The following is a 24,306-nucleotide window of genomic DNA, read 5'->3' on the forward strand; positions in this document are numbered from 1 at the left end:
AGGGTCCGTGTTCCGGCTCCCCGCTTCGGTCCCTACCCGGCCTTCGGTCGGGCCGCGTCAGCGCTCGTGCGCGGCCTGCGACGAGGCTTCCCAGATCGGCGCCAGCAGATACTGGATGACGCGACGGCTGCCGGTCTGCACCTCCGCCGTCACCATCATGCCGGGCATGAGCGGCACTTCCTTGCCGTCGGCGTTGATGGAGGTCCGGTCGAGCTGCACGGTGACGGGATAGACGAGGTTCTGCACCTTCTGGCTGCCCGAAAGCGCCGAACCGTTGATGGGGCGCGCCAGCGTGCTGGCATCCGAAGACGCGGTCGCCTCCTGCGAATCCACGGCCTCGTTCGAGATGCGCTTCACCGTGCCCTTCAGCGTGCCGTAGTGGCTGAACGGGAAGGCCTCGACCTTCAGCACGACCTCCTGGTCGGGCTTGATGAAGCCGATGTCCTGGTTCTGCACCAGGGCCATGACCTCGAGGGCGCCGCTCGCCGGCACGATCACCATGAGGGGCTGGCCGGAGGTCACGACCTGGCCGACCGTTGTGACGGCCAGTTGCTGCACGGTGCCGTCGATGGGCGCCACGATGCGGGCGTGCTCGGCCTTGTCGGTTGCCTTGACATAGGTCTGCTCGACATCGTCGCGCTTGCGCTGGGCGTCGCTGAGCTTCTGGTTCTGGGTGGCGAGGAAGTCGCGCTTCGCCTGGTCGAGCCGGCGGCGCAGCGACACGGCGGCGGCGTCGTTCTCGAGCATCTGGCCGCGGTCGTCGGCGAGGTTGCGCTGCTCGTTCTCGACGAGCTGGCTGGCGTCGATGACGGCGGCATGCGAGCCGGACTGGCGCGATTCCAGCGTCTGCTTCATGGTCAGCCGCTCGGTCATCGAGGCGATGACCTTTTCGCGCGCCTGCGAGCTGTCCTTGAGGCGCGTCGAGCGCGCCGTCTTCTCGGCGAGCTGGGCCTGCAGGCTCTCGACCTGGGCCTGGTACTGGCTCATCTCGGCCTGGAACACGGCGTCGTCGCGGCGCCGGTACACGTCCGACACGTCGGCGGGGTAGATGATGGCCGAGTTGGCGATGTTGCCCTGCACGTCGAAGATCTCGGTCGTGCGGCGGGCGATCTCGGCGTGGAGCGACTGCAGCTCGGCCGAGGCGGCGGCGCGGTCGGCCTCGCTCTGCGTGGCGTCGAGGGCGACGAGGAGCTCGCCGGCCTTGACCTTGGCGCCGTTCGAGACCGCGATCTCGGACACGCGGCCGACGTCGAGCGGTTGCACGACCTTGGAGCGGCCGCTCGGCTGGATGCGCCCCTGCGCCTCGGCGTAGATGTCGATCTTGGCGAAGGAGCTCCAGGCGATGGCGGCCGTCAGCATGCCGCAGATCGTCCAAAGCATGAAGGACATCTTGGGCGAGGCCGGCGTCTCGAGGATCTCGAGATGGGCGGGCAGGAACTCGGTATAGGCCGAGCCGGGCTTGGACACGACCGGGCCGGGTTTCACCAGGGCGGGCAGCCGCGAGATGACCGCCGGGAGCTTGGCGCGACGGGGCGCCGGGAGCGGGACGGGGGTGCTCATGCGGCGGCGCTTTCGCCGGCCTGGATGCGCCACAGGCGGCCGTAGAGGCTGGTGGGCAGGGCGAGGAGTTCGTTGTGCGACCCGTCCTCGACGATGGAGCCGTCCTGCACGGCGATGATGCGGTGGCAGCCCCGCACGGCCGCGAGGCGGTGCGCGATGATGATGACGGTGCGGCCGTGGACGATGTGGCGCATGTTGTCCTGGATGATGCGCTCGCTCTCGTAGTCCAGGGCCGAGGTGGCCTCGTCGAGGATGAGGATGCGGGGGTTGGCGGCGAGCGCCCGGGCGATGGCGAGCCGCTGGCGCTGGCCGCCCGACAGGTTGGCGCCGCGCTCCACGATCATGGTGTCGTAGCCGAGCGGCAGGCGGTTGATGAACTCGTCGGCGCCCGACAGGCGCGCCATGGCGATGACCTGTGCGCGGGACATGGCGGGATTCACCAGCGCGATGTTCTCGTGCACGGTCTTGTTGAAGAGCAGGTTCTCCTGCAGCACGACGCCGACCTGGCGCCGCAGCCAGGCGGGATCGACCTGGGCGACGTCGATGCCGTCGACGAGGATCTGGCCGCGCTCGGGCGTGTAGAGGCGCTGCACGAGCTTCGTCAGGGTCGACTTGCCCGAGCCCGACGGGCCCACGATGCCGATGACCTGGCCGGCCGGGATAGCGAGGTTGATGTTCTTCAGGATCTCGCGCCCGCCCGGCTCGTAGCGGAACGTCATGCCGCGCACCTGCACCTCGCCCTTGGCGGGCGGAAGGTGCGCCTGGGCCATGGAGGTGGATTCGGGGAAGTTGTTCATGATGTCGCCCAGCCGGTCGACCGAGATCTGCACCTGCTGGAAGTCCTGCCAGAGCTGCGACAGCCGCAGGATCGGGCCCGTCACCTGGCCGAAGATCATGTTGAAGGCGATGAGGCCGCCGACGGTGAGGTCGCCGTTGATGACGGCCTGGGCGCCGAAGAACAGCACGGCGGCGGTGGACAGCTTCGACACGTATTGGAACGCGTTCTGGCCGACGTTGGCGATCGACACGGCGTCGAAGGACGAGCCCACGTAGGCGGCGAGCTTCTCCTCCCAGTCCTGCCGCAGCACGGGCTCGATCGCCATGGCCTTCACGGTCTGGATGCCGACGATGGACTCGACGAGGAACTGTTGGGACAGCGCGCTCTTGTTGAACTTGTCCTTCATGCGCTCCATCAGCAGGGGCCGCATGATGTAGCCGATGACCACGTAGACGGGCAGCGACAGCAGGGCGATGACCGACAGGAAGGGCGAATACGCCACCATGACGACGATGAGCACGACCGAGAAGATCACGTCGAGCCCCGTCAGCAGGGCGGAGCCGGTGAGGAAGTTGCGGACCTGCTCGATCTCGCGCATGCGGGCGACCGTCTGGCCGGTGGCGCGCGTCTCGAAATAGTTCAGCGGCAGCCGCACCATGTGGTCGAACAGCTTGGCGCCGAGTTCGACGTCGATGCGGCTGGTCGTGTGGGTGAGCATGTAGGTGCGCAGCCAGGTCAGCAGCGCCTGGAACAGCCCGACGAGGCACATCCCCAGGATGACCATGTAGAGCGTCGACATGCCCTTGTGGGTGAGCACCTTGTCGATGACGATCTGGAACAGCAGCGGCGAGGCCAGCGTGCAGAGCTGAATGAACAGCGACGCCACGATGACGCTGGCGAGCGGCCTGCGGTAGCGCCACAGCGACGGCAGGAACCAGGACAGCGAGAAGGAGCCGACCTCCTGCTTCAGCGAGCTCCGCCGCGCGAAGAGCAGCAGCGTGCCGCCCCATTCAGGCGCGAGTTCGTCGTCCGACAGATTCTTGACGTCGCGCGTCACGGCATTGACGAGGCGCATCTTGCCGTCGTCGTGCCGCCGCCCGTAGATCCAGAAGGACCCGTCCTTCATCTCCAGCATGGCGGGGAGCGGCACGCCCACCAGCGCCTTGGCGGGCTGCTTGGTGAGGCGGCGGGCCTTGAGCTTGACGAGCTTGGCGGCCCGCACGATGTCGATCGACGAGCAGGGCTTGGTGCCGAGGCCCATCTCGTGGCGCACCTGGTCGATGTCGCAGGCGAGCTTGTGGAAGTTGGCCACCAGGGCCAGCGATGGCAGTCCCGTGTCGGCGGGGGGCGGCGGGGGAGCGGCCTGCGCCGGCTGCGGCGCGACGGGAACGGGCTTCTGCTCGCCGCTGCCCGGCTCGACCTTCTCCGCCACGGTGCTCAAGGACATTCAGTCAATCCATTGGAACGGCGGGTGCCGGCGACGCTTCCTCATACACCCCGTAGGGTTAACGGGCCAGCGACGCGAGAAAAAGCCGGAGTGCGACGGAACCAAGCGGTGGAATGGCCTCGGATTGTGGCCATATCGAGGGGTCTGGCCGGCGCCCCTCGACAGGGTCGTCACGCCACCTTGGCGGCCTTGGCCTGATCGGCGAGGTAGCGGTCGCGGATGGCGGCGCCGGCCTCGTCGTAGACGAAGGGCAGGAAGGCGTAGCGGCGCCCCCGCGTCACGCGTGAGACGGCATGCAGGATGTTGGCGGGGAACACCACGGCCCAGCCCGGCGGCGCCTTGATGCCGCGCGAGTTGTATTCCGGAAAGCTCACAGCCCCGCCGTCGAAATCTGCATTGAGGTTGATCGAGACGGCGAAACGGCGATGCGCCGTGACGGGCGAGGAATTGTCCCGGTGCGGCCGGAAGTGCCCCCCGTCTTCGGCGGCGTAGCACCCCACCATGTAGCGCTCCATGCGGGTGATCTTGAGAAAGAACAGCCGCTCGATCTCGGGCAGCACGCGCCGGGCGATCAGCCCCTGCAGGTGGCGGATCAGCCCCTGGTCCTCGACCGCGTAGTCCTTCCGGCTCTTGAACGACCGGTCGAACACCCCGACGCCGCCGCGCATCACGCCCGATTCGCCACCGCCGTTCCCGTCGTAGAGGCCGATGAGGTGGCGGCACAGGTCGGGGTCGAAGACGTTGGGCAGGACCAGCACGGGAGCCGGCACCTCGAATCCGGCGAAGCTGGCCGGCTGGGGCAGGCCGTCGAGGTGGTCGAAAAGGGCGTCGGCATCGCTCCCGTCCGCCGCAAAGGGGATGACTTTGGACACGTGGAGCGAGGGGTCGACGACCATCCAGAAGCGCCGGCGCAGCGCCGCGGCGTTGTCGCCGCCGAGCGGGGCCGCACCCAGAAGCTCCCCCACCGCGCCGTCGAGGTCCCACATGAAGCGCAGGCCCGGCATGGAATCGCGGAAGCGGCCCGACTCATGGTCGGCAGCGTCCGAGCCGACGAGGAACACGGACGCGCGCGCGTCGTCGAACCGCGCCCGCCCGCGCCCCTCCACGGCCGCCACCGCGCGGCGCCCGACCGCGTCGTCGGCCCCGTAGAAGCCGAACACCAACGTGCGGCCCGCCATGGCGTCGGGCGCGAACTGGATACCTTGGCAGAGCTGGCGGAAGCGAGGCAGAGGATCGCCGGGCAAGACGTTCTTGTAGGCCGTCGGCCGCTCGGTGTCGCTCATACTGTCCTCCCCGGTCGCCGTCCTTTATCGACTGAGCAGATCCTCAGTCAATCGCTCGCCTCGCTCCAGGCGGCAGGCAGCCGACCGCCCGACGCGTCGACCACGCCGACCTTGGCGAGCCACAGGACGGCACGGACGAGCGCCGCGTGGCGCAGGCCGGGAAGCGCCGCCGCGAGGGCGCCCACGGTGGTCCAATCTTCCGACAGATGCACCAGGACGTCGCCGAGCGTGCTTTCGGCCGGCACCCCCGCAGTGGCGAAGGACACAGAGGCCAAGGCGCGCCGCTCCAGGGCGTCGGCGAGGACGAGGCCGGGCCGCAGACGCAGGCGGGTTCCGCCTGCCGCGAGCGCGCTGGGGAAGGAACGGTACAGCGAGAACGGGTCCGGCCGGTCCGGGCGGCCGATGCGGCTCCCCTCCCCCGGCACGGCGGGGTCGGCGCGCCGCCGCTCCGCCAACTCTTCCCACAATGCCTCGTAGCGGCGGAACACAAGCGTCCAGTCGAAGGTGTCCCGCACCCGCCGGCGCCCGGCGTCGCCCATGCGGCGGCGCAGGGCCGGCGACAGCACCAGCCTCCGATAGGCCTCGGCGGCGGCGCCGACGTCGACGGCGGTGAGCTGGGCGACGTTGCCGATGAAGCGGTCGTAGTCGTCGAGCGACGATTCGTGGCGATCGATCAGGTCGATGCCGCAGCCCGCCGGCGGCGCCAGCGTGGGCACGCGGAACCCGTCCACGCCGTCCCGCACCGTGTCCTTGTAGCCATTCCAGTCGCTGACGACGACCGGCAGGCCGGCCGCCATCGCCTCGACGGGAGTCAGGCCGAAGGTTTCCTGGATGTTGTCGCTGAGCGAGGTGAAGATGTCGGCCGCCGCCCAGGCGATGCCCTGATTGCCGCCCTTCGCCCCGTCGAGGTGAACCAGCCGCACCGAGGGGGCGAAGCGCGCAGCCTCGCGGGCGAAGGCGTCCCCGACCGCGGCATGGGCATATTGCCCGAACAGCAGCAGGTGCACCGGGTGCGGGCTCGCCTGGGCGGCGGCCTCCAGCCCGAGGAACATCGGCAACGGGTGGGCCTTTCCGTGAAAGGTGAGGCGGCCGGCGAAGAGCACCGCCACGTCATCGGGGCCCAGCCCCACGGCGACCCGCGCCGCCGCACGCTCGTCCGCCGTGAAGGCGAAGTCCTCGGGGTGGACGCCGAGCGGGATCATCGGCAGCTGCGGCAGGGTGAAGCGCGTGGCGCCGACCGCGTCGCGCAGCGATTCCATCTCGGCCTCGATGACATGGCGGTACACGTCCCGCGCCACGGTGGAGGTGCAGATCACCGCATCCCACGGGTAGAGCGGTGCCCGCACGATGGAGGCCACCGCCGTCATGGCGTTGAGCGAGGACAGCGAATGGGTGACGCCGCATAGGCTCCAGCCGCGGGCTTGGCCGTGCTGGCGGCGGTTCCAAGCGTCGGACTGGATGCCGGGGTCGGCGCGGTAGAGCAGACCGGCCTCGGCGAGCCTGCCCGGCGCGTCCCAGCCGATGAAACGCAGCTCCGGTGGCGTGGCCGTGATGGCGGTGACGTCGTCGGCGAAGGTCTGGGCGAGGCCGCGATGCGCCGCGTAGCAGTAGATGCGCTCGGGCCTGGCCTTCAGGGCGGCGCGGAGAAAGCCCACCCCGGCAGACTGCCGGCCCATCAGCTTGGTGCGAGTGTCGAACACGCCGGGGGCGTAGGTGGCGGCGAACTGCATCGGCGTCCCGTCAGGTCTCCGCCGGGCGGCGGACATAAAAAGGGCGGGGGACCGTTTCCGGCCCCCCGCCCCGTCTAGCTCGACTTCAGGCTGATCGAAAGGATCAGATGAAGTCGTTCTTGGTCAGGCTGCTGGTGTTCTTGATGTCGATGAGGACGTCAGTGCCAGCCGTAAAGCCGTCTCTGGCGAAGTCATTGACGAGATAGTAGTCCGAACCGGACTTGAACACGGCGGCATTCGCCCCCTGAGCGCTGGCACCCAAGATCGCGGAAGCTGCCTGAGCCTGCAGGTTTCCACCGGTCACGGTACCGAACAGCGCGACGTTGCTGGCCGTGAAGTCACCCGTACCGACAGAACCTGCGGTCGAGTTCAGGGCGAACTTGTCCGTGCCGCTGACGAAATCGTTGATGACGTCGAGGCCGGAGGAGATCCCGCTGCTGACGCTGCTAGTGGCGTTCACACCCCCGAAGCCGAAGATGTCGTTACCCGCCCCGCCGGTGATCGACGTGTTGGCGACTGCACCCGAAAGGATGTTGTCGTTGCCCGAACCACCGTAGATCAGCGCCGAAGACACGCTGGTGGTGAGCCCGCTGGCGTCGATCAGGTTGTTGCCATCACCGTTGCCGGCCGCGTCGACAGAAGTGTTGCCGCCGAAGATCGTGTCGGTTCCAGCGACACCGAGCACGGAAATCGAGTTGTTGCCCTCGTTCCCATAGATGACAGAGCCCACCGAGGTGGTTGCGCTGCCGTAGGTGATGGTGTCGTTGCCCATGCCGCCGACGAGCGTGTCGGTCCCGACCGAGGTCGCGAGGGTGTCGACGATGAGGTCGTTGCCCTGGTTGCCGTAGATCAGGTCGCTGGCAGTCGCACCGACGGAGATGACGTCGTTGCCCTGGCCGCCGGCCAGCGTGTCCGAACCAACGGAGGCCTGCAGAGCCGCATTGATCGTGTCGTCGCCGTAGTTGCCGAGAATGAAATCATTGCCGGCCGTACCCGTGCCGACGACGATCAGATCGTTGCCGTCCATGGTCGAGTCGATCGAAGCGATGCCGGTACCGCCGAGGATCGTGTTGTTCCCGCCGACGATGGAGATGGAATCGCTGCCCTCGCCACCGACCAGGAAGTCGTTGCCGGAGACCGACGCGGAGATCACGTCGTTGCCCATGCCACCGTAGGCGGTCACGGCACCGGCACCGCCGATGGAGATGATGTCGTTACCCTGGTTGCCCAGGATGATGGCGGAGGCACCACCGATCGAGATGAAATCGTTACCCTGACCGCCGACCAGCGTGTCGAGCGCCGACGAGGAGCCACCGACGCCGCCGAAGCCGCCTGCACCGGCCGTGCTGGAGCCGATAATCGTGTCATCGCCATAGTTGCCGAGGATGAGGTCAGCACCCGTGTCGTTGGCGACGTTGATGAAGTCGGCGCCGTCCAGCGAGACGTCGATGGCGGCGTTGCCCGTGCCACCGGCGATCGTGTTGCCGCTGGTGTCACCCAGGCCAACGATGGTGTCTGCACCCTCGCTGCCGAAGACCGTGTTCACGCCGGCGGCGCCGCCGCCGAAGACGATGCTGTCGTTGCCCTGGCCACCGTAGATGATGTCCGCACCGCCGTTGCCGACGATCGTGTCATTGCCACCCTGGCCGAGGAGGGTGTCATTGCCGGTCGAGCCGTTGACGGAACCGTTACCCGGACCGTCCTGAATGAAAGTACCCGTCGCCATAAATTTCATCTCCCGATGGTTGCACGCAGAGCGTCAGGGGTCGCTGGTCCGCGGCGCCGTCTACAGTTGGCAACCAGCCCCTTGCGGGACAGCCTCCTGAGATCGGATCGTTCGTACCCGAGGCCTCAAAAACCCGCAAGCGGTATGTGTCGGGACGGTGTTTCGCCGTTCGATTGTGGTCCTGCCGCAACAGCTCGGTGACAGGTTGCCTTCCTGCGAAGCCGTCCGCCAGCTCTGGACAGCCATTTTCGCCGGTGACAAAGTGTTGAGGACGTTCGGCGTCGTGCCGTGACGAATCAGCCGCTCGACTCGGGAACTGATCATTCGAATGACTCGTGTCATCTGTCTAGCAAACGCGGGACAGCTCGCGCCGTGAACGAGGCGCTGTTGCGGCGCACGGTGCCGGTGGTCGTCAATTCGTACAACCAGCCCACGTACCTGTTGCGCATGGTCGCGAGGTTGATCGCGGCCGATTTCCGCGATATCTGGATCGTCGATCAGGCCAGCACGACGCCGGAGACGCACCAAGCGCTCGCCCTGCTCGAAAGCTCCAGCCGTTGCCGCATCTACCGCCTGCGGGAGAACGCGGGGCCGCACTGGTTCTTCCGGTCAGACCTGTTCCGGCTCGTCGGCTCCGTGTTCGTTTACACGGACGCCGACCTCGATTTTCCGCATCCATTCCCTCCGGATTTCCTGTCTCGCCTGCTTGTGCTGACGCAGCGCTACAAGGTCGGCAAGGCCGGCTGCGCGCTGGACCTCAGCGACGCGGACCTCTTCGTCGAACGGATTTCGAACTTCCAGGGGCGCGACTACACGATCGCGCAGTGGGAGGAGCGGTTCTGGGCGCAGGCCGTCGAGCCCGACGTCTACCCGGCCATCCTCGACACCACCTTCGCTCTTTACAACAAGGCACATTTCCAGGTCGGGGACAGCTTCGCACGCGCGCCCTTCCTGCAGGCGGTCCGGGTCGGGGGCGCGTGGACGGCAAAGCATCTGCCCTGGTATCGCGACAAGCGCGTGCCGGCCGACGAGTGGGCCGCCTATGAGGCGTCCACGAAGCATTCGCACTGGTTCAATTCGGCCCGGGAGGCTCAGCCCGCTCCGGCACAGACGGAAGCCCTATGAAGGTCGTTATCCTGGCCGGCGGGCTCGGAACACGCATCTCGGAGGAAAGCCACCTCCGTCCGAAGCCCATGATCGAGGTGGGGGGCCACCCGATCCTGTGGCACATCATGAAGCACTTCTCGCACTATGGGCACCACGACTTCGTGATCTGCCTCGGCTACCGAGGCTATTTCATCAAGGAATATTTCGCGAACTACGTGCTGCACAATTCGGACCTGACGGTCGACCTGCGGAGCGGCAGCCTCGAGTTCCAGTCGAACGTGCGCGAACCGTGGCGCGTGACGCTGATCGACACCGGCGACGGCACGATGACGGGCGGGCGGTTGAAGCGGATCAGGCCGCACCTTCCGGCCGACGAACCCTTCTTCTGCACCTACGGGGACGGCGTCTCGGATGTCGATCTCGACCAACTCGCCGCCTTCCACCGCGTCCACGGCCGGGACGCGACGATCACCGCGGTCGTGCCGCCGGGACGCTACGGCGCGCTCGATATCGCCGACGGCGTCGTCAGGCGCTTCGTCGAGAAGCCGCCGGGCGACGAGGGCACGATCAGCGGGGGGTTCTTCGTGCTGAACCCGGCGGTGCTGGACCGCATCGCCGGCGACGAGACCTCCTTCGAGGCCCAACCCTTGGAATCCCTGGCGCGGGACGGCCAGCTCATGGCCTATCGCCATTCCGGCTTCTGGGCCGCCATGGACACGCTGCGGGACAAGAAGCACCTCGAAGACCTTTGGTCGACCGGCCACGCTCCCTGGCGGACCTGGGCGTGACGGCGCGACGGGAATCAGCCGTGCCCGACGCGGCCTTCTGGTCCGGCCGCCGGGTGCTGATGACCGGCCATACAGGCTTCAAGGGCTCCTGGGCCGCCCTGTGGCTGGGCAAGCTCGGCGCACATGTCACGGGTCTGGCCTTGGCTCCCGATCGGCCGGATGCGCTGTTCCACCTGGCCCGCGTCGATACGGGCGTCGTGTCCCAGGTCGTCGACCTGCGGGATCGCCAGGCGGTGGCGGGCGTGGTGTCTGAAGGCGCCTTCGACATCGTTCTCCACCTCGCCGCCCAGCCCATCGTGCGCGCCTCGCTGGTCGATCCGATTGGTACGTTCGCCACCAACATCATGGGCACGGCGCATCTGCTCGACGCCCTCCGCGGGCACGCCTCGCTCCGCGTCGCCCTGGTGATCACCACCGACAAGGTCTACGCCAACGGTGAAGGCGGGCGAAGTTTCGTGGAATCGGACCCGCTCGGCGGCAAGGATCCCTATTCGGCTTCCAAAGCGGCGGTCGAGGTCGTCACGGCGAGTTTCGCGCGCAGCTATTTCGACCGGACGGGCGTGAGGCTGGCCACGGCGCGGGGAGGCAATGTCATCGGCGGTGGCGACGTGTCGCCGGACCGGTTGGTCTCCGACCTCATCCGTGCGGTAGCGGCCGGCGAGGTGCCACGCCTGCGTCACCCGGAGGCGACCCGCCCCTGGCAGCACGTGATGGACTGCATCGCGGGCTATCTCGTCTATGCCGAGCGGCTGTGCGGGAGAGACGACCTGCCTCGGGCCCTGAACTTCGGACCTCGGCCGGGCAGCCCTCCCGTGAGCGTCGGCGCCGTCGCCGATGCCGCGCTGAGATCGGCGGGTTGGTCGGGGGGCTGGATCCACGAACCCGATCCGGCCTCGATCGAGGCCGGCACGCTGTCGATCGACGCCGGCCTCGCTCGCGATGCCATAGGTTTCGAGAGCATGCTCGGCTGCGCGGAAGCAGTGGAGTTGACGATGCGTTGGCACGCGGAGGTGCGCGCCGGGCGTGACGCCCGAGCCGTCACCCTCGCCCAGATCGAGAGCTACGAAGGCCGCCGATGACTGAACCCGCCTGCCGCTTCTGCCGGGCGCCGCTCGGCCTCCCCGTGCTGGACCTCGGCAGCCAACCCCTGTCCAACGCCTACCTGTCCCCGGCCGATCTGGCGGCTGGGCGGGAGCGAAGCTTCCCGCTGCGCCTCCGCGTGTGTGCCTGCTGCCTCCTGGTGCAGGTCGATGATTCGGTGCCGCCCAAGGCCATCTTCGACGGCGACTACGCCTACTTCTCCTCCTTCTCCGAGTCTTGGCTGGCTCACTGCCGGCGCTATGCCGCGGACAGCGTCGCGCGCTTCGGGCTCGGCCCGACCTCTCAGGTGCTGGAGGTGGCCAGCAACGACGGCTACCTGCTCCAATTCTTCGCCGACGCGGGCGTCCCCGTGCTGGGCATCGAGCCGACCGCCAACACGGCGGCGGTCGCGCAGGCCAAGGGCGTGCCGACGGAGGTGCGGTTCTTCGACGAAGCGACGGGACGCGATCTCGCGGCGCGCGGCTTCGCGGCGGATCTCGTCCACGGCGCCAACGTGCTCGCCCATGTCCCCGATATTCGCGGCTTCGTGGCAGGGTTTCCGCACGTCCTGAAAGCCGACGGCACGCTGACCCTGGAGTTCCCACACCTCCTCTGCATGATCGAGCGCGTGCAGTTCGACACCATCTACCATGAGCACTTCTCCTACCTGTCGCTGCTGGTGGTGGAAGCGGTGCTCGGCACGGCCGGCCTGCGGGTCTACGACGTGGAGCGATTGCAGACTCACGGCGGCTCGCTGCGGCTATTCTGCTGCCATGTCGAGGCGCCTTTTATCGAAGCTCAGGCCGTGGATCGGCTCCGCCTGGCGGAGCGGGAGGCGGGGCTCGCTGATGTCGCGACATACACCACTTTCGCCGCCAGGGTCGACGACGTCCGGCGCGCATTCGTGACGTTCCTCGACGACGCGCGACGGGATGGCCTTCGGGTCGCCGCTTACGGCGCCGCGGCCAAGGGCAACACCTTCCTGAACTCCTGCGGCACGACGGCCGAGGATGTGGTGTGCGTCTTCGACCGGAGCCCTCACAAGCAGGGCAAGCTGCTGCCGGGCAGCCATGTCCCCGTACTGGACCCAGCCAAAGCCTCCGAGGTGCGCCCCGACCTGCTGCTGATCCTGCCGTGGAACCTGCGGACGGAGATCATGCGGCAGATGGACGATGTGCGCCGATGGGGGTGCCGTTTCGTCACGGTGGCGCCGGAGGTGGAGGTGACGGCGTGATCTTCAAGGCTACGGCGATCACCGGGGTGACAGTCGTCGAATCGACCCCGATCTCCGACGAGCGCGGCAGCTTCTCCCGGCTGCACTGTCCGGACGATTTCGAGGCAGGCGGCCACCCCTTCGCCCCCGCCCAGACCAGTATGGCTCGTAACGTGCTAGCCGGGACGCTGCGCGGCCTCCATTGGCAAGCGGAGCCGGAAGCGGAGACTAAGCTCGTGCGTGTGACGCGCGGGCGCGTGTTCGATGTCGCAGTCGATGTGCGGCCGGAAAGCCCCACCCATCGGCAGTGGTTCGGCATCGAACTCGACGCCGACGGCGGCCGGGCTCTGCTGCTCGGCCCCGGGATCGCGCACGGCTACGTGACGTTGGAGCCGTGTACCGAATTGATCTACCAGATTTATCCGTCCTTCCGGTCCGGCTTTGGTCGGGGCGCGCGCTGGAACGACTCGGCTTTCGGAATCCAGTGGCCGCGCGAGCCGTCCGTGATAGGAGAGCGGGACGCAGGCTATGCCGACTACGCGCGAGGATGAGCCAACGACCGACGCTACCGGTCGAGTCGGTCCTTTTTGAAGGCGACGCATGACCCGTATCCATTACACAAAGCCCAGCATAACCGAACTGGAGATGCAGTACGCGGCTGATGCCGTGGCAACGGGTTGGGGTGAGCGCTGCTATGACTACATCCACCGCTTCGAGGACGCGTTCCGCCGATATCTCGGTGTCGAGCACGCCATAGCGACGAGCAGTTGTACAGGCGCGATGCACATGGGCTTGGCGGCTCTCGGCGTCGGACCAGGCGACGAAGTCATCCTCGCCGACATCAACTGGATCGCCTCGGCGGCTCCGATCACCTATCTCGGGGGCAAGCCCGTGTTGGTCGACGTGCTGCCCGACACTTGGTGCCTCGATCCTGCCAGGGTCGAAGAGGCCATCACGCCGCGCACGAAGGCGATCATCGCCGTCCACCTTTACGGCAATCTGTGCGAGATGGATGCGCTTTTGGCACTCGGGGCGCGATACGGCATTCCCATCGTCGAGGACGCGGCCGAGGCCATCGGATCCATCTACCACGGCCGGCGCGCCGGAAGCTTGGGGACGTTCGGAACGTTCTCGTTCCACGGCACGAAGACGATCACCACTGGGGAAGGCGGCATGTTCGTCACCTCGGATGCGGCTCTCTTCGAGCGGGTACTGACCCTCTCTAACCATGGTCGTCAGCGCGGACAGAGCCGACAGTTCTGGGCCGACGAGATCGGCTTCAAATACAAGATGTCGAATGTTCAAGCAGCGATCGGCTGCGGGCAGTTGGAACGGGTCGAAGAGTTGGTCGCCGCGAAGCGCGGTATCTTTCGAACATACCGAGACGCCCTATCCCCACTGCCGCTCACAATGAACCCGGAACCTGTAGGCGTGCGGAATGGCTACTGGATGCCTACCATCGTGGTGGATGACGACTTGTCCTTCGATCGCGAGGTTCTGCTACACGCATTCAAGCGTGACGACATCGACGGACGCGTTTTCTTCTGGCCGCTCTCGATGCTACCGCCTTTGAAGACCTCGTCGCGGCCGGTAAGCGCCTCGCTGTACCGCCGTGCCGTGAACTTGCCAAGCTACCATGATCTTGACGGGCACGATATTGCCCGTGTGTGTGATGCGGTATCGGGCGTGCTGGCCCGCGCCTGACTGCGCCCACAATGCAAAGACGTTTCGACCGATGGAAGTGATTGTCATGGATGATGTGCAACGTTTTGCGGAACAGTGCCGGTCAGAGCTGGTTCGTCAGGGGGCCGACGACGGCCTGCGTGAATTGTCGAGATCGTGGTTTGATCGAGCCAATTTGTTCAGATACAGCTATCACTTTACGTGTCTAGGACGACCGATCATACAATATCCGCAGGACATTGTGGCCATTCAGGAGTTATTATGGAGCACCAAACCTGACATTGTCGTAGAAACTGGGATCGCGCATGGCGGATCCCTGCTTCTCAGTGCGTCAATGCTGGCCCTACTCGACTGCGCGGAATCGCTCGCTGTTGGTGGCCAATTGGACTTGCACGCCAGCCGGCGACGGGTCATTGGCGTAGATGTCGACATTCGCAAGCACAACCGGAGCGCGATCGAGGCGAACCCATTCAGTCGCTACATAGAAATGATCGAGGGTTCCAGCATCGCTTCGGATATCATCGAGAGCGTCAAGAGCAGGATCGAGCCCGGCAGCAAGGTCCTCGTGATCCTGGACTCCAATCATACGCACGACCACGTCCTTGAAGAGTTACGCGCTTATGCCCCCCTTGTGTCACGCGACAGCTACTGTGTTGTGTTCGACACTGTGATTGAGGACATGCCGGCTGACAGCTTCCCTAACAGGTCCTGGGGCGTCGGCAACAATCCGAAGACTGCGGTGCGCGCCTACCTCAAGGAGCTTCAGGCTCAGGCTATAGGTTCGTCGACACCTCCCCTCCGCTTTGAGGTGGATCGGTCCATTGAAGACAAGCTCCTCGTTACGGTCGCGCCCGAGGGTTTCCTGCGGCGCGTCGGCTGACGATCGCCCGAGACGCTGGAATGGGAGACGCTGTGAACAAGCACCGCCTCCTTGTTTGGGGAGGATCGGGGCATGCAAAGATGCTGCGGCCGACCTTTGCCGCGGCTGGACTCGATGTAGTGGCGCTCGTCGAGCGTGATCCCGCCCTGGCTCCGTTGTTCTCGTCGGCTGTGCGTTTCTTTGGTTGGGACGACCTCGCTCCCTGGCTTGCTGCCGGTAACGCACTCGAACTTAGCTTCATCCTTGCCATCGGCGGGCACAACGGTTCCGTGCGATGCGAGTTGGCTGACCGACTCACGTCTTGGGGCCTCAAGCCGTTCGAGGCGATACACGAGCGCGCCTGGGTCGCCTCCACTGCAACCATGGGTGAAGGGTGTCATGTTTTGCCGATGGCGGCTGTTGGTGAGGACGCTAAACTTGGACGTCAATGTATCGTGAATACGAATGCTTCTGTTGATCATGAATGTATACTTGATGAAGGTGTGCACATTATGCCCGGCGCGACTTTAGCGGGTTGCGTAAGGGTAGGCGCTCACGCGACGGTCGGCGCGAACGCGACCGTTCTGCCCCATGTGAACATAGGTCGAGGTGCGATAGTGGGGGCGGGCGCCGTTGTTGTGCATGACGTTCCTGCCGGATCCGTCGTGGTCGGCGTTCCGGCAAGAGCTAAACATTGATCGCGAGTCGTGCTGCGAGTGACGCTGAACTTAAACGGCACCATAGATCATATTACCAGCTGATCCATATGGGGCTCTGCCCAGGCGTCGGCGTCGATCCCATCATCTTGTGTCCAACCGATGCGAGGCGTATCCGGTGCTCGATGATCCGCTGACACGAACCACGTGTGACCGTGTTCATTCAAAAGTGTGGCGAATGACCGCGGGAACGGCCCAACGAGGTGGGCGGCACGGTTCATCATCGTTGGATGCTCGCGCCGCATACATGTTTCGATTGACGCTGCAACAAGCAGCGCACGATGCAACCCGACCGGTACCTCCTCCGGCAGGTGCACTTTGATACGCAGCGCGAGGTAATAAGCGTCGACGTAGGAGCCTCGCTTGCAGCTCGCCCGCATTGCGACCAACTGCCTATGAGCCACGAATTCATCAACCTTGAGAAGGTATTTAACCAAATCTGAACGCTTTGCATTGCCTCGATCTTGAGCCGCGCCAATAAATACCTCGATGCCGCCGCGGTATGTATCCCAAGATGTCATCGCTTCAACATTGCCAGCCTGTTCTTGGCTACGCCGCCCGGTGGGATGATCGAGAAAGCTTGTATAAAAACAATTGTCCTTGCTTGCAATTACAATATCCCAGCGGCTCAATATTTTTGGCAATGAAACGAAATACCAGAATGCCGTTTTGGTGTGAGGAGGCAGTCCTGCAAGAGCTGATGTGCGATAGATAGCAATTTCAGGAAATAGATTGTTGTCTAATATCGTTTCCAACGCCCTTTGCAGTTCACCCTTTCGAAATCTTGTCGTCGGGATCGTATTAAAATATGAGAGTAGACGCTGTCCGGTTGAACCTCTCTCAAGCATCCAAGGGCTGTACACAGCCCCGACCGTATCGTCTAATTCCATCTGATCGACGATTCTCACGACCATCTTAAGGTCTATCTTATCATCATCGGCACAGTATACTACGAATGGGGTACGAGCAGATCGATAACAGTACAGCACATTGCTATACCCCCCTATATTGTGTTCCTGCCGAATGCTCTCAACGGGTATCGATCCGCTATAAGCCGCTAAAACAGTCTGGGTATTATCTTCCGAACAGTTGTCAGATACGAGTATTTTGAAGTACCCTTCCGGCAACATAGTCGCTTGTCGGCTTAGATCATCGAGTAGAAAAGACAACATACCGGCCCTGTTGAAGGTCGGCACACAAATCGTCACCTTGGAGTTCATGGTGATACCAGTCCTCAAGCTTGATTATCGACTAGCAACTTTGGGCGCGACTAGTCATCGGAAACCCAGACATGATACTGAGCCGGCGGTGTCAGTGTCGGCTCTTCCACCCCCCACCAGGACATGGCCGCGAGTGCCAGCACTACCGTGCCGCTCCCCAGCACGACCGCCCCGAAGTTGCTACCATCGAAAAACCGCGCCGTCGCGTAGCTCCCCACCGGGTAGGCGTAGAGGTAAATCCCATAGGACAGGTCGCCGAACCTTCGGTAGTGACGGCTGAACAGCAGCGGCGTGCGGCCGACCTCCACGGCGACGAGCGCGATGAGCAGGATAAGCCCCACGCGGCTCAGGGCCGGGTCAGGAGCGAGGGCCGCGAGGGCGGCCGGCACCGCGTGAGCGGTGAGGCGCCAGGGCGCCCCGTCGAGCCCTTCTGCTGCGGCAAGCAGCGCCCCGAATCCGAAGACTGCGCCGAAGCGCAGGAGGTTGAAGGCATTGTAGCGGGCGTAGAAGTCGGCCGCCTCCGGCAGCGGAACGCGAGCGAGGTGCCAGGCCGTGCCGGCGGCGAGCAGGGCGGTCACGGCGGCGAGCGTCGCCCGCGCGCCGAGCCGCGGGGCTGCGAGCCGGTGCAGGATGAGCGCGCCCGCGTAGCACAGGAGCTCGTATTTCAGGGTCCAGATCGGTGTGTCGACGTCGGGCCAACGGGCGTCGGCGAAGACGCCGGGCAGCGTGAAGCGCGTCGGGGGGACCAGGATAACGACGCCGTGCGCGAGGTAGGACCAGGTGTCCGGGCTCGACCAATAGGCGCCCTGCCCCAGCGTCGTGACGGCCGCGCCGAAAAGGACGCAGGCGAGGGCATTGGCGGCGGCGCCGGGGTAGATTCGCCGCAGGCGGGCCGCGACGAAGCGTCGGGGCCGCGGGTCGCGCTCCAGGCTGCGCCAGATGAGGTAGCCGCTCAGCGCGAAGAAGACGAAGAGGCCGACGTTCGACAGAGACACGCCGGCGGCGCCGAGCGCCGGCTCGGGCCGGCCGGCGAATTCGAGCTGGTGACCGAAGGCCACGGCCCCGGCGGCGATGAGCCGGACGACGTCGAAGGAGTTGCTCCGCCCCGCGGTGTCGCCGTCGCCCGGCCCAGCGCCCCCGTCGCTCAGCGTCGTGCGATGAAGCTGTCGATGAGCCCGAGTTGCCGGGGCAGGCAGACGGAGCGCAGATCGAACTGGGTGGCGGCGACGCGCCGCGCGGCGTCGCGCAGGGCGAAGAACTTTTCGGGGCGGGACAGGGCTTCCGACACCCGATCCGCCAGCGCGGCGTGATCGAAGAAGTCGACGAGCAGTCCATTCTCCCCGTCCGTGATGACCTCCTCGACTGGGGGTGTCTTCGAGCCGATGATGAGGCAGCCGTTGGCCATGGCCTCCACCAGCGACCAGGACAGGATGAACGGGTAGGTCAGGTAGATGTGCGCCAGGGACACGTTCATGGCGGCCCGGAACTGCGGCGGCTGGAGGTGGCCGGTGAAGTGGACTTTCGAGCGGTCGAAGTCGACCTCGGCCAGCATGCGCTTCTTGTAGCTGTCGCCTTCCGGCAGCTTCTGGCCGTAGCTGACGCCGTCGTTGCCGACGATGAGGATCTCGGCGTCCGGTTGCAGGCGCTGGATGCGAGGGATCGCGCGCATGAAGGTGTGGAAGCCCCGGTAGGGCTCGAGGTTGCGCGCCACGAAGGTGACGACCTTCTGCCCGGCGCGCAGCTCCTTGCCGCTTTCGGTGACGAAGACGGCTTTGGGGTCGGGCTTGATCGCCTGCGTGTCGACACCCTCGTGCATCACCGACATGCGGGACTGCAGGGCGGTCGGGTAGGTCGAATATTGCCACTGCGTCGGCGTGAACCCCCAGTCGCAGCCCGAGGCGGCGAGATGCGCGATGGTGTTCTTCACCCGCACGCTCAGCTGCGAATCGATGTTGGTCGGATATTCGGGGTCGAAACCGAGATCGCTGCCCTTGGCGTTGTAGTAGAACTCGAAATAGTTGAGCACCGGGACATCCGGCAGCGCGTCCTTGACGAACATGGTTTCGCCCCAGCCGGAATGGCCCACCACGACGTCGGGCTTGAAATTCAGCTCACGCTGTAGCCGCTGGATGCCGCGGAACACCCCCTGGCCGTTGAGGATGCCCTCCTCGGTCGAACGCAGATAGGGATGCAGCTCCTTGCCGACCTCGCGCGCGGGGGTATAGACGAGGTTGGTGACCCTCGAAAGCCGGTTGGTCTTGTTCTTGGTGATGAAGAAGACGTTGTGGCCCCGGTCGCGTAGATGCATGACCAGGTGCATGAACTGCCCGGGCATGTTCTGGTGGATGAACAGGTAGTTGCGAGGCGACATCGGGGCTCCGGCGGACTGGCTGAGGGCCGTCTAGCCGACCCGTCCCTGGGTGTAAACCGCGGATCCGGCGCGCGCTCGAGCGTCATGGATCGCGACGATGCGCTCGTAGAGCCGGTGATAGACGTCCCGGGCGAAATGGAGGTGGGACATCTTCCGCAATTCCGTGCGCGAGCGCAGGCATTCGGCAGTGTCGACCACGGCAACGTTGCCGTGCCGGGCCGCCACGGCACGCATCCAATCGTTGGCGCGCTCCTGGTCGGGGAACGCCACGGTCCCGCCGTCCGGCGCATCGGCGTAGGTCAGCGGCAGAATGACGACGAGCAGGCTGTCGGGCGGCACCGCCGCGGCGATCCGCTCGTAGAGAACCGGCAACCCCGCATCGTCGAAGGCGACAGGCGCCCAGTCGCGCTGGAGGGTGCGGATCCAGCCTCCGAAGGCCTCGGCCCGCTCGCCAGAAAGGCCGTTCGCCCGGCAGAAGCCGGCGATGGCGGCGTCGTCCGCCGGAGCCGCGAGGTCGATGCCGAAGAGCTTCACCGGAGCAGCGAGATCGAGACGGCGATGCCGGTAGAGGGGCACGTGGGCGTCGGCGGAGTTGCTCAGCACGAGGCAGGTCGGGCCCGTGGCGGGCTCGAAGAAACGCGACTCGAGGTCGTCGGGCCGAAAGCCGATCGCCGCCAAGGCGGCGGCGCCTTCCGCCGTGCGCGCCGCAGGCTGGGCGAACAGCGTCGCGGCGTGGCTGGCCCAAACGGTCTGCCCATGGCGTGGGAACACGAAGGCGCTCGACACCTCGCGGGCGGCGAAGCTGAAGAAGTGACGCAGCACCTCGAGTTCACAGCCGCCCCGCAGCCTGACACGCTCGGGCGCCGGCCTGCTGGCGGAGGCCTCGGAGGCTCCGCCGGCCGGCAGGTTGATCCAATCCGGCGCGTCGTCCAACGTCGACACGACGTCTCCCACGACGTCGAGCCTCGGCCGCCCGAGCCGTGCGTAGACCCATTGCTCGACGCCCATGCCGAGGACGCGGCACGAGAAGGCGAAGTGCAGCAGGTAGGGTTCGACCCATATGCCGTCCATCATCCAGAAGCCCACGATGCCGTAATCGCCGAAGCGATCCCGGACACGGACCACGGCGGCACGCCGTCCGGACGTGGCGTGGAGTTGAGCCTTCAGCTCCTGGCGGGCGACGTCCTTGTCCTCGGACAGGCGCGACTTGGTGAAGTTGAGCTGGTTGGTCCGATTGATCAGTTCGACAACCCGGTCGAGATGCGCCTCGACGTCGTGGTCGATCTCCACCCGGATCCCGCTCGTGCGGAGGAAGGACGCGTTGTCGTCGCCCTCGCGTCCGCGCTCGCGACTGCGGGCCTCGAGGAGCCGGTACTGCTTCAGGCGGCTCAAGCTGCCGTCGTCCTTGCCGGCCGCCAAGGGATGGTCGAGCAGGGCCGGCACCACGCTTTCGTCGCAGACCTGGATGCCCGGGACGGCCTCGGCCACCTCGGCGCGGTTCGAGGCGCTGTCGTCGATGAACAGAACGGTTTCGGCCCGCAATTGGATCGCGTCGACGATCGCCGCAACCCGGGCGCCCTTGGGGGTCCAGGCGATGCTCGGGAACACGAAGAAGTCCCACAGCCCGCGCTCGGTCAGGATGGCCTGCACGGCCGCATGGTCGTTCTTGGAGCAGATGGAGCTCACGATGCCCCGCCGCGCGAGTTCGCGCACGGTGTCCTCGGTCGCCGCCACATGTTCGGCGATCCCGCCTTCGGTCAGCGTGCCACGCCAGAATGTTTCATCGAGGTCCCAGACGACGAGGCGTATCGGTTCAAGGCGGGCGTCACTGGCGTCCAAACCATCCTCCACGGCCGCAGGGCGGCGCTGTCGCGGGCGGCACGTTATAGGGGCGGGCAGATCGGGCGACAAGGCGATGACGGCCGGACCAGCCCCGGGGTTTCCCGGGCCGACGGCATTGGGTTAAGGCGAGGGACGAGGGTCGCGACGAGGTCGCGGCTGTAAAGGGGCGCTCATGACCGACCTCCGCCGCACGGGACCGGACCGCAGAAACTCGTTCGACGTCGTGAGGCTGATCGCGGCTTTGTCGGTGGTGCTGGCCCATCAGTTGAACATCGCCGGTTATGCCCTGCCCGGGTACGGCCAGCCGTCGATCGGACTGGGCGGGCCCAAGCTCGCCGATGCCGGCCTCTACGTGTTCTTCGCGTTGAGCGGCTATCTTGTCTTCCAGAGCCTCGATGCCGACCCGCGGACCGGGCGCTTCCTGTCCGCCCGCGCCCTGCGGATCTACCCCGGGGTGGTGGTCAACGTCGCGATGTGTACTGTCGTGGGCGCCATCGTCAGCACCCTGCCGGCTTCCGCCTACTGGGGTGCGGCCGAGACTTGGCGCTTCCTCGTCCACAATGCCACGATCCTGGTGTCGCCGACCGAGTTCCAGCTGCCCGGCGTCCTCACCGAGTCACCCTGGCCGTCGGTCAACGTGCCGTTGTGGACGCTGAAATACGAAATCCTGTGCTACGTCGTGTTGTTGATCGTCTTCAAGGCGACCGGTGGATCGGACCGGATCCGTGCCGTCGTGCTCACCGTTTTGACCGCACTGGCCGTCGGCTGGTTCGTCTACGATCGGGGCCATCCGCCGCCCGCCACCGGGGGCCTCGACACCCTGGGGTCCTTCAGCGGGGTGCATGTCGTGCGCTTCTTCGCCGTATTCCTCTCGGGAGCGACCTGCGGCGCCTGGCGGTTGACGACGCCGCGGCGGCGCCTGAGCGTCACGGCCGTCATCGGCCTGGCCCTCGCGACCACGCCGACCGCCGAGTCCCGCTTCGTGGTGGCGGTTCTGGCGATCGGCCTGGGCGGCCTGATGATCGGCTCGTCGCGCCTGCTCTTCAGTCGCGCCTATCACGGCTTCGGAGACCTGTCGTACGGAACCTACCTGTATGCGTTTCCGATCCAGATGTTCACCATGACCCACTGGTTGAATGCGGAGAACTTCTGGGGCCTGACGGCGCTCGATGTCCTGCTGGCACTCGCCTGCGCCGCCCTGTCCTGGCGCTTCGTCGAGCGGCCAGCGCTGCGATGGAAACAGGGCCGTCGGCATGGCCCGATGCCCGACACCGCACCCTTGGCCCAACCGGTCTGAGCCGTCAGGTCATGCGGTCGCCGAAGCGGCCCTTGAAATTGAACGTGCCGACGTGCTGGATCTCATGGTCGACCGCGACCCAGATCTCGCCCCCGCAGGTCTCGGTCCAGCGTCGGCAGAAGGACAGGTCCTCGCCGAGCGGCAGGTTGTCGCTCTGGATGAGGGGCCGGAAACACTGCAGCAGCCGACCCGAATAGCCGTCGCGCCGCATGATCTCGGCGCCGCGGCCCATGAGTCCGGGCAACTCCGCCATGCGCTCGAACACGCGGCGCTGGATCAGCATGATGCCGGTGCCCGCCATCGTGGCGCGCACGAAAGCCCCGTTCTTGATGACCTCGCCGGCTTCGTCGCGGACGAAGGGCGGCAGCACATACCGCGAAGCCAGCGACTGCAGCTTCTCGGGTCCGTCGATGTTGCGCGCCACCGACCAAATCGTGCCGAAGTCGAGGTCGCGGGCGGGATACACGGTTCCGACCACCGGCTTGTCCAACGCCAGCATGTCGAAGATCAGCTCCGGACGAAATCCCTGGTCGGCATCGATGAACAGCAGGTGCGTATAGTTGCTGTTCTCGAGCATGTGCGTGGCGAAGTAGTTGCGCGCCATGTCGACGAAGGTGGACGTCAGCGTGCCCAATGTCAGGTCGATGCCGAGGTCGTTGCGCCGGATGTGCTTCTGCAGGCCGAAGAGGCTCTTCACATAGGAGAGCATCACGGTCTCGTTGAGCACCGGCGTGGCGATGAGGAGGTGGGGGCGCATCGTCATGCCCGGTGTTTAGCAAAGGTTCCACCCCGCCAGCAAGGCACCGTCGCGGTCCCGGCTTGCCCTGCCGGAGAGCGGGTCTCACACTGATCCGGGGACCGCGGTGAAGGATGTGTCATGAACCTCCGGGAAGACCAGCGACGTTGGCTGGCGGACGCACAGGCGCAATGGAACGACGTCATGCAGCCAGGGGCGCAGCCCCTCGGCACACATCTGTTCGGACCCCCGCTCTCGCCGCCCGATGCCGCCATGGCGTCGGCCCGGCTCTTTGCGACACGCTCGGCCGCCTTGCACGCCTTGCCGCGGGGCGGCGCCATCGCCGAACTCGGCACGCAGGCGGGACGCTACGCGCGGCAGATCCTCGACGTCTGCCAGCCGGAAGCCCTGCACCTGTTCGACCTCGAGTTCGACACGCTGCGGGCGAAAGCGCCGGAGGTGGCAGCGGACCCACGCGTGCACCTCCACGTGGGTGATTCGTCGACGAACCTCGAGGCCTTCCCGGACAGGTCGTTCGATTGGATCTACATCGACGGCGATCACTCCGAAGGTGGCGTGCAGCGGGACGCAAGCTGCGGAGCCGGCAAGATCCGCGACGATGGTCTTCTGGTGTTCAACAACTACACCGTTTGGAGCCCTCTCGAACTGACCGACTACGGCATCCTGCCCGTCGTGAACCGCATGCTCGCCAGCGGGGAATGGGAGGTGGCCTACCTGGCACTTCACCCGCTCATGTACTGCGACATCGCCCTGCGCCGTCCCGGCCGCGACTGACCCGGCGGGTGCGCGAGGACCGACCCCGGCCGGCCGAAAGCTGGCGGCTCGCGCGGGACGAGCCGTGGTGAAGGC

General features: G+C 66.0%; 20 protein-coding genes. 10 read left to right on the plus strand and 10 right to left on the minus strand.

Features of this window, described 5'->3' with window-relative positions:
- Positions 1–57: 57 nt before the first annotated feature.
- The 5 genes from D3272_RS22150 to D3272_RS22170 all read right to left on the minus strand — a co-directional run bounded on the left by D3272_RS22150 (position 58) and on the right by D3272_RS22170 (position 8,524).
- Positions 58–1,560, minus strand: coding sequence for an HlyD family type I secretion periplasmic adaptor subunit (locus D3272_RS22150; protein ID WP_129221393.1), 1,503 nt, complete (start codon positions 1,558–1,560; stop codon positions 58–60).
- On the minus strand, positions 1,557–3,785 hold the full coding sequence (locus D3272_RS22155; RefSeq protein WP_129221394.1) for a type I secretion system permease/ATPase: 2,229 nt from the start codon (positions 3,783–3,785) through the stop codon (positions 1,557–1,559). Before D3272_RS22155 ends, D3272_RS22150 begins: the two co-directional genes overlap by 4 nt.
- Before the next feature lie 170 nt (positions 3,786–3,955).
- Complete coding sequence (locus D3272_RS22160) at positions 3,956–5,068, minus strand: 2OG-Fe(II) oxygenase (protein WP_129221395.1); 1,113 nt, start codon at positions 5,066–5,068, stop codon at positions 3,956–3,958.
- Positions 5,069–5,115: 47 nt separating this feature from the next.
- Positions 5,116–6,798: a glycosyltransferase family 4 protein gene (locus D3272_RS22165; RefSeq protein ID WP_129221396.1), complete on the minus strand. Its 1,683-nt coding sequence runs from the start codon at positions 6,796–6,798 to the stop codon at positions 5,116–5,118.
- Between the two features lie 103 nt (positions 6,799–6,901).
- Positions 6,902–8,524: a beta strand repeat-containing protein gene (locus tag D3272_RS22170; RefSeq protein WP_165361472.1), complete on the minus strand. Its 1,623-nt coding sequence runs from the start codon at positions 8,522–8,524 to the stop codon at positions 6,902–6,904.
- A 372-nt stretch (positions 8,525–8,896) separates the two neighbouring features.
- On the opposite strand from D3272_RS22170, the gene D3272_RS22175 reads away from it, so the two are divergent.
- The 8 genes from D3272_RS22175 to D3272_RS22210 are packed head-to-tail and all read left to right on the plus strand — an operon-like array spanning position 8,897 to position 15,952.
- Complete coding sequence (locus D3272_RS22175) at positions 8,897–9,649, plus strand: glycosyltransferase family A protein (RefSeq protein ID WP_129221398.1); 753 nt, start codon at positions 8,897–8,899, stop codon at positions 9,647–9,649.
- Positions 9,646–10,419, plus strand: a complete 774-nt coding sequence (gene rfbF / locus D3272_RS22180; RefSeq protein WP_129221399.1) for a glucose-1-phosphate cytidylyltransferase — start codon at positions 9,646–9,648, stop codon at positions 10,417–10,419. Before D3272_RS22175 ends, rfbF begins: the two co-directional genes overlap by 4 nt.
- A 20-nt stretch (positions 10,420–10,439) precedes the next feature.
- On the plus strand, positions 10,440–11,498 hold the full coding sequence (gene rfbG / locus D3272_RS22185) for a CDP-glucose 4,6-dehydratase (RefSeq protein WP_245496724.1): 1,059 nt from the start codon (positions 10,440–10,442) through the stop codon (positions 11,496–11,498).
- Positions 11,495–12,733: a class I SAM-dependent methyltransferase gene (locus D3272_RS22190; RefSeq protein WP_129221400.1), complete on the plus strand. Its 1,239-nt coding sequence runs from the start codon at positions 11,495–11,497 to the stop codon at positions 12,731–12,733. Before rfbG ends, D3272_RS22190 begins: the two co-directional genes overlap by 4 nt.
- Positions 12,730–13,263 (plus strand): dTDP-4-dehydrorhamnose 3,5-epimerase family protein, encoded by a 534-nt coding sequence (locus tag D3272_RS22195; protein WP_129221401.1) that lies wholly within the window; start codon positions 12,730–12,732, stop codon positions 13,261–13,263. The genes D3272_RS22190 and D3272_RS22195 overlap by 4 nt, the downstream gene beginning before the upstream one ends.
- 49 nt (positions 13,264–13,312) lie before the next feature.
- Positions 13,313–14,416 (plus strand): DegT/DnrJ/EryC1/StrS family aminotransferase, encoded by a 1,104-nt coding sequence (locus D3272_RS22200; RefSeq protein ID WP_129221402.1) that lies wholly within the window; start codon positions 13,313–13,315, stop codon positions 14,414–14,416.
- A gap of 46 nt (positions 14,417–14,462) precedes the next feature.
- Complete coding sequence (locus D3272_RS22205) at positions 14,463–15,275, plus strand: cephalosporin hydroxylase family protein (RefSeq protein ID WP_129221439.1); 813 nt, start codon at positions 14,463–14,465, stop codon at positions 15,273–15,275.
- Positions 15,276–15,307: 32 nt separating this feature from the next.
- Complete coding sequence (locus D3272_RS22210; protein WP_165361473.1) at positions 15,308–15,952, plus strand: acetyltransferase; 645 nt, start codon at positions 15,308–15,310, stop codon at positions 15,950–15,952.
- A 47-nt stretch (positions 15,953–15,999) separates the two neighbouring features.
- Here the strand turns inward: D3272_RS22210 and D3272_RS22215 are convergent, their stop codons facing one another.
- The 4 genes from D3272_RS22215 to D3272_RS22230 are packed head-to-tail and all read right to left on the minus strand — an operon-like array spanning position 16,000 to position 21,400.
- Entirely contained in the window at positions 16,000–17,190 is a 1,191-nt protein-coding gene (locus D3272_RS22215; RefSeq protein WP_129221404.1) for a glycosyltransferase family 2 protein, read from the minus strand.
- Positions 17,191–17,240: 50 nt separating this feature from the next.
- Complete coding sequence (locus tag D3272_RS22220; RefSeq protein WP_129221440.1) at positions 17,241–18,386, minus strand: acyltransferase family protein; 1,146 nt, start codon at positions 18,384–18,386, stop codon at positions 17,241–17,243.
- Positions 18,335–19,561, minus strand: coding sequence for a glycosyltransferase family 4 protein (locus D3272_RS22225; RefSeq protein ID WP_129221405.1), 1,227 nt, complete (start codon positions 19,559–19,561; stop codon positions 18,335–18,337). The genes D3272_RS22220 and D3272_RS22225 overlap by 52 nt, the downstream gene beginning before the upstream one ends.
- A gap of 30 nt (positions 19,562–19,591) precedes the next feature.
- The gene (locus tag D3272_RS22230; protein WP_165361475.1) at positions 19,592–21,400 is read right to left on the minus strand and encodes an HAD-IIIC family phosphatase; all 1,809 of its coding nucleotides are present in this window, start codon (positions 21,398–21,400) and stop codon (positions 19,592–19,594) included.
- A gap of 175 nt (positions 21,401–21,575) precedes the next feature.
- On the opposite strand from D3272_RS22230, the gene D3272_RS22235 reads away from it, so the two are divergent.
- The gene (locus tag D3272_RS22235; RefSeq protein WP_129221407.1) at positions 21,576–22,700 is read left to right on the plus strand and encodes an acyltransferase family protein; all 1,125 of its coding nucleotides are present in this window, start codon (positions 21,576–21,578) and stop codon (positions 22,698–22,700) included.
- A 4-nt stretch (positions 22,701–22,704) separates the two neighbouring features.
- Here D3272_RS22235 and D3272_RS22240 read toward each other — a convergent pair whose 3' ends face one another.
- Positions 22,705–23,463, minus strand: coding sequence for a hypothetical protein (locus D3272_RS22240; RefSeq protein ID WP_129221408.1), 759 nt, complete (start codon positions 23,461–23,463; stop codon positions 22,705–22,707).
- Positions 23,464–23,577: 114 nt separating this feature from the next.
- Between D3272_RS22240 and D3272_RS22245 the strand changes: the two genes are divergently transcribed.
- Entirely contained in the window at positions 23,578–24,231 is a 654-nt protein-coding gene (locus D3272_RS22245; RefSeq protein WP_129221409.1) for a class I SAM-dependent methyltransferase, read from the plus strand.
- Positions 24,232–24,306: the final 75 nt, after the last annotated feature.

Source organism: Lichenibacterium ramalinae, from assembly GCF_004137085.1.
Classification (GTDB): domain Bacteria; phylum Pseudomonadota; class Alphaproteobacteria; order Rhizobiales; family Beijerinckiaceae; genus Lichenihabitans; species Lichenihabitans ramalinae.

Bases quoted from the DNA above. Each gene is read 5' to 3' on its own strand.
- D3272_RS22150 (WP_129221393.1), bottom strand. From the start codon at position 1,560: ATGAGCACCCCCGTCCCGCTCCCGGCGCCCCGTCGCGCCAAGCTCCCG.
- D3272_RS22155 (WP_129221394.1), bottom strand. From the start codon at position 3,785: ATGTCCTTGAGCACCGTGGCGGAGAAGGTCGAGCCGGGCAGCGGCGAG.
- D3272_RS22160 (WP_129221395.1), bottom strand. From the start codon at position 5,068: ATGAGCGACACCGAGCGGCCGACGGCCTACAAGAACGTCTTGCCCGGC.
- D3272_RS22165 (WP_129221396.1), bottom strand. From the start codon at position 6,798: ATGCAGTTCGCCGCCACCTACGCCCCCGGCGTGTTCGACACTCGCACC.
- D3272_RS22170 (WP_165361472.1), bottom strand. From the start codon at position 8,524: ATGGCGACGGGTACTTTCATTCAGGACGGTCCGGGTAACGGTTCCGTC.
- rfbF (WP_129221399.1), top strand. From the start codon at position 9,646: ATGAAGGTCGTTATCCTGGCCGGCGGGCTCGGAACACGCATCTCGGAG.
- D3272_RS22190 (WP_129221400.1), top strand. From the start codon at position 11,495: ATGACTGAACCCGCCTGCCGCTTCTGCCGGGCGCCGCTCGGCCTCCCC.
- D3272_RS22200 (WP_129221402.1), top strand. From the start codon at position 13,313: ATGACCCGTATCCATTACACAAAGCCCAGCATAACCGAACTGGAGATG.
- D3272_RS22205 (WP_129221439.1), top strand. From the start codon at position 14,463: ATGGATGATGTGCAACGTTTTGCGGAACAGTGCCGGTCAGAGCTGGTT.
- D3272_RS22215 (WP_129221404.1), bottom strand. From the start codon at position 17,190: ATGAACTCCAAGGTGACGATTTGTGTGCCGACCTTCAACAGGGCCGGT.
- D3272_RS22225 (WP_129221405.1), bottom strand. From the start codon at position 19,561: ATGTCGCCTCGCAACTACCTGTTCATCCACCAGAACATGCCCGGGCAG.
- D3272_RS22235 (WP_129221407.1), top strand. From the start codon at position 21,576: ATGACCGACCTCCGCCGCACGGGACCGGACCGCAGAAACTCGTTCGAC.
- D3272_RS22240 (WP_129221408.1), bottom strand. From the start codon at position 23,463: ATGACGATGCGCCCCCACCTCCTCATCGCCACGCCGGTGCTCAACGAG.
- D3272_RS22245 (WP_129221409.1), top strand. From the start codon at position 23,578: ATGAACCTCCGGGAAGACCAGCGACGTTGGCTGGCGGACGCACAGGCG.